The organism is Gordonibacter pamelaeae 7-10-1-b (assembly GCF_000210055.1).
Taxonomy (GTDB): Bacteria; Actinomycetota; Coriobacteriia; order Coriobacteriales; family Eggerthellaceae; genus Gordonibacter; species Gordonibacter pamelaeae.
In genome coordinates, this window is record NC_021021.1 from 1830210 (window position 1) to 1834157 (window position 3948).

The 3948-nt window shown below is 67.7% G+C and carries 4 protein-coding genes; all 4 read left to right on the top strand.

What is annotated here, in order from left to right; genetic code table 11:
• Nucleotides 1–348 precede the first annotated feature (348 nt).
• On the top strand, nucleotides 349–1830 hold the full coding sequence (locus GPA_RS08480) for a GGDEF domain-containing protein (protein WP_041239344.1): 1482 nt from the start codon (nucleotides 349–351) through the stop codon (nucleotides 1828–1830).
• Between the two features lie 115 nt (nucleotides 1831–1945).
• Nucleotides 1946–2692 (top strand): 23S rRNA (guanosine(2251)-2'-O)-methyltransferase RlmB, encoded by a 747-nt coding sequence (rlmB, locus tag GPA_RS08485; protein WP_015539611.1) that lies wholly within the window; start codon nucleotides 1946–1948, stop codon nucleotides 2690–2692.
• Nucleotides 2693–2856: 164 nt separating this feature from the next.
• The gene (locus tag GPA_RS08490) at nucleotides 2857–3396 is read left to right on the top strand and encodes an NYN domain-containing protein (RefSeq protein ID WP_041240299.1); all 540 of its coding nucleotides are present in this window, start codon (nucleotides 2857–2859) and stop codon (nucleotides 3394–3396) included.
• Nucleotides 3397–3643: 247 nt separating this feature from the next.
• Nucleotides 3644–3948 (top strand): helix-turn-helix transcriptional regulator (locus tag GPA_RS17440; RefSeq protein WP_156791150.1); only part of this gene is annotated, 305 nt, incomplete at its 3' end.

Here is a 3948-nt window from a genome sequence, read left to right on the forward strand (position 1 = left end):
GATGCCGGATGCCGCGACGGTGCGGGCGAGGATGCGAACCGCCGCGACGGTGCGAGCGGGGATGCGAATCCGGGGAATGTCGCGAGCGGGGGCGCGGGCCGCCAGGAAAGCGGGCGCGCGGCGCGCTAGCGGGGGACGCTGCCGGAAAGCGTCGGCCGGCCTCTCGCCCGAAGCGCCCCGAGCGCGCCGAATGTGCGGAAAAGGTGTCGAAAACATCACCCTATGGGTTACTGATGAAAAATTCGGGGGGGGGGGGCATTTTTTGCCTTGACACTATGCTAGTATGGTGCCCTCAATTAAGACGGCGGCGACGTGCCGTAGGCTGCGATGGATGCGAAAGCTGGCGATATGGGGAACCTGGCATTCTTGCTGGTCGACAAGACCCGGGAATTCGTGGAGGCCTGCTACGAGCGGGGCGACCTCGATGCTGCGCTGTCCTGCCTCGATCCCGTGCGCGCAACCTGCTACGGCTACGCCAGCGAGCTCCACGCCTTCGACACCGATGCCGTCGCCCGCCTGCTGGGCGCCTCCTGCGCGTTCGCGCGCCGTATCGGGTCGCGCATCGTATCCCACGAATGCCATCTCGCCTACCGCAACGAGACCTGCACCGTCGTGCTGTCCAGCCTGCGCACGCGCGCGACGAAGGGCGACGCCGAGGGCGAGCCTTCCGATGACGAGTACGAGCGCCGCCTGACGTTCGTGTACGCTCCCGTCGGCGACGACTGGCTCATCGTCCACATGCACAGCTCGGCCCCCCACGCGCCGGACGACCCGTTCGCCTCGCGCAGGATGACCGCGCGCGACGTGGGCGCGGTCGACCTCGACGCCGTGCTCTCGCAGGCCAAGGTGGAGCGCGAGCGCTACGAGATCGTCTCGGAGCTGTCCGACGACGTCATCTACGAATACGACGTGGGGCGCGATACCCTGTACCTGTTCTCCACCCGTTTCGGCAAAAGCCCCGACATCAGGCGCAACAAGCTGGTTATCGAGCACTGCCTGGACACGATCGGCCTCGACGGCTTCGTGCACCCCGACGACCGCGTGCGCTATGCGGCCGACGCGCGCAAGCTGTCGCAGGCCCAGCCCGAGCGCGGCGACGGGCGCGACGACTACGTGCACGTGTACCGCCTGCGGCCCATGTTCTTCTTCGGCCGCGAAAGCGAGCAGGACGTCTTCGTGCACCAGCGCGTCATGGGCCGCCGCATCTACGATGCCCGGGGCCGGGTCGTGAAGTACGTGGGCAAGATCGTGGACGTGTCCGAGGAGTACGAACTGCTGGAGCAGTCCTCGACCGATGCGCTGACCAGGGCCTACAACCGCTCGTACCTGCAGGGCCGCCTGCGAGAGTACTGCGCCTCCAAGCAGCCCGACGTGTCCTACGCATGCCTTCTGGCCGACGTGGACTACTTCAAGTCGGTCAACGACAAGTTCGGCCACCTGGTGGGCGACAACCTGCTCACGGCGTTCGTGGACACCGCCCGCACGCTCTTCCGGACGAGCGATATCGTGGCGCGCCTGGGCGGCGACGAGTTCATGGTGTTCATGCGCGACGTGTACGACCCGCGCGTGGCCATGGAGCGCTCCGAGGCCCTCATCGACGCGTTCCGCACCATGGCGGCCGACCGCGGCTTCCCCCGCGACGTCAGCCTGAGCGTGGGCGTGGTGGTGGAATCCGAGCCGCACCCGTTCTCCGAGCTGTACCGTCGGGCCGACATCGCGCTCTATCGGGCCAAGGCCGAGGGAAAGAACCGCGCCGTTCCCTACCTGGAGGGCATGGCGTACCCCGAGGGCGGCGCCCTGGCGAAGCCGCTGCCCCCGCTGGGCGATTGACGCAGTTTTTATCGAAGCGCCGCGCGTGCCGTTCGCCGCGTGGTACACTTTCTGCTCGATACCGAACCCGAAACGCGCAGGGCCGCCTCGCGGCCGCCTGCGGAAAGCGATACCCATGGCAGACTACATCGAGGGCAAACGCCCCATCATCGAGGCGCTGCGCACGCAGGTGCCCATCAAGCGCATCCTTCTGGCCGACAACGCGAAGCGCGACGGCCTGGTGGAGGACATCCTGCGCAAGGCGAAGCATTTCGACGTGGACGTGACCACGGTGCCGCGCAAGACGCTGGACGACAAGTCCGAGCGCGGCAGCCACCAGGGCGTCATGGCGGAGACGAAGCCGCACGCCTATGTGGACATCACCGTGATCGAACGCGCCGCCGAGGCGTACGCCGAGGAGAACGGGGGCCGCGCGCTCGTGGTTATCCTCGACCACCTCACCGATGCCGGCAACCTGGGCGCCATCGCCCGCAGCGCCGAGGCCGTGGGCGCATGCGGCCTGGTCATACCCAACAAGCGCAGCGCGAAGGTGGATGCCTCCACCTACAAGAGCTCGGCCGGCGCCATCGCACACCTGCCCGTGGCACAGGTGCCGAACCTCGTGCAGGTCATGGCGCGCCTCAAGGAGCGCGGCTTCTGGGTGGCGGGCGCCAGCGAGCAGACCGACGACGTGATCTGGCGCTCGAACCTGAAGGGCAAGATCGCCCTCGTCATGGGCAACGAGGCGGAGGGCCTGTCCCGCGTGGTGAAGGAGAGCTGCGACTTCCTGGTGAAGCTGCCCCAGATGGGCGAGGTGGCCTCCCTCAACGTCGCCCAAGCCTCCACCGCCTGCATGTACGAATGGCTGCGGCAGAACTACTAGGTTCCGCCGTTCTCCGAACGGCGGAACGGGCCGACGCTGCGGCCGGCTGCGTTGCCCGATCTCGCGGCGAGGCCGAGGACTCGCGTACCGAAGTACGCTTCGCCCTCGCCCTCCCCACGATCTCGGGCACCGCAGCCGGCCTCGCTGACTGATTTGGACCTATGGTGAGTAAGCAACGCAAAAAACTGCTGATCGTGGACGGGTACAACGTGCTGCGGTCGGGGAGCCGCTACCGCAAGATCACGGGGCCCGACTACACCGACGACGCGTTCAACACGGCGCGCGAGCGCCTCATCAACGACGTGGTGAACTACGCCGGCCGCGACTGGCGCGCCATCATCGTGTTCGACGGCGGCCGCAACGAGTTCTCCACGGGCGAGGCCGAGAGCGTGGGCGGCGTGCGCATCATGTTCAGCCCGGCGGGCCAGTCGGCCGACAAGGTCATCGAGAAGCTCGCGCACGACGCGCGCGAGCGCCAGGTGGAGACGCTCGTGGTCACGAGCGACGCCACCATCCAGGACACCGTGTTCGGCTTCGGCGTGGACCGCATGAGCGCGAACGGCTTCAGCCTGGAGGTCGACCGCTACTACGACGACGCCCGCCTCGACGAGACCCCGAAGGTGGCCGAGAAGAACACCGTGGCCTCCCGCATCGACCCGTCCACCCTGGCGAAGCTCAAGGCCCTGCGCGACGCCGCCCGGTAGGGGCTCTCGCACGCCATCCCCAGGTCTCATGCGCTGCCGGGGCCGCCGCAGCGGCAGGAGGCCCCTCGCCATGACAAATGTCATGGGTTTCGGCGTGCTTCGTCGCAAAATCCCTTTTCACACGGGCAGGCAACCGGCGGTTGCGTAAAATGGTTACCAGAGATGCTGGTGCAACCGGGTGCGCTACCGCACACTGGAGGGCGAGAAAGAGGTACTCATGACGCCAACGCCGAGAAAGGGATCGTTCATGAACGTCGAAATCGCCCAACGCCTAGCCGAGATGAGGCGCGAGAAGGGCTTCAGCCAGGAGGAGCTGGCCGCGCGGCTGGGGCTGTCGCGCCAGGCCGTGTCGAAGTGGGAGCGCGCCGAGTCGTCGCCCGACACGGGCAACCTCATCGCGCTCGCCGACCTGTACGGCGTCACGCTCGACGAGCTCGTGCGCGTGGAGGCGGACATCGCCGACGACGTGACGTTCGAGTCGTCCGACCGCGCCGCTTCCGCCGAATCCGAGGCGCGCGAGGCGGCCGCAGCTGCCAGCGCCGCGGCCGCGAC

Excerpts from the sequence above, each read along its gene's own strand:
- GPA_RS08480 (WP_041239344.1), top strand. The coding sequence starts at position 349 with ATGGGGAACCTGGCATTCTTGCTGGTCGACAAGACCCGGGAATTCGTG.
- rlmB (WP_015539611.1), top strand. The coding sequence starts at position 1,946 with ATGGCAGACTACATCGAGGGCAAACGCCCCATCATCGAGGCGCTGCGC.